The organism is Paraburkholderia phymatum (genome assembly GCF_040965635.1).
GTDB classification, from domain to species: domain Bacteria; phylum Pseudomonadota; class Gammaproteobacteria; order Burkholderiales; family Burkholderiaceae; genus Paraburkholderia; species Paraburkholderia phymatum_B.
This window is the reverse complement of sequence record NZ_JBFRCH010000159.1, coordinates 1-255: the sequence shown is the minus strand read 5'-3', so window position 1 is coordinate 255 and position 255 is coordinate 1. Positions and strand designations below refer to the sequence as shown.

The 255-nt window shown below is 60.8% G+C and carries 1 pseudogene; it reads left to right on the top strand.

Features of this window, described 5'->3' with window-relative positions:
* Positions 1-255: pseudogene (locus AB4Y32_RS40605) on the top strand (hypothetical protein); the annotation flags it as partial.

The window sequence follows — 255 nt, the reverse complement described above, 5'->3', positions numbered from 1 at the left end:
TGCTTGGCACCGTGAACTACGCGCATCAGGACCAGCACCGCTTCGGCATGCAGGGCTTCAACGGCAACATCGCCGCGCTGCACGCACTCGGCATTACGTGGACGATCGACGACCGTCAGCAGTCGACAATGGAGCCCAACGGTCCGAACTCGTACACGCCGAACGTGAGCGACCTCGATCCGTTCTACAAGAACAATCCCGACCAGATGCGCATCGTGCGTCTCGACGGTATCCCCGCATGGAACTCGAAGACGG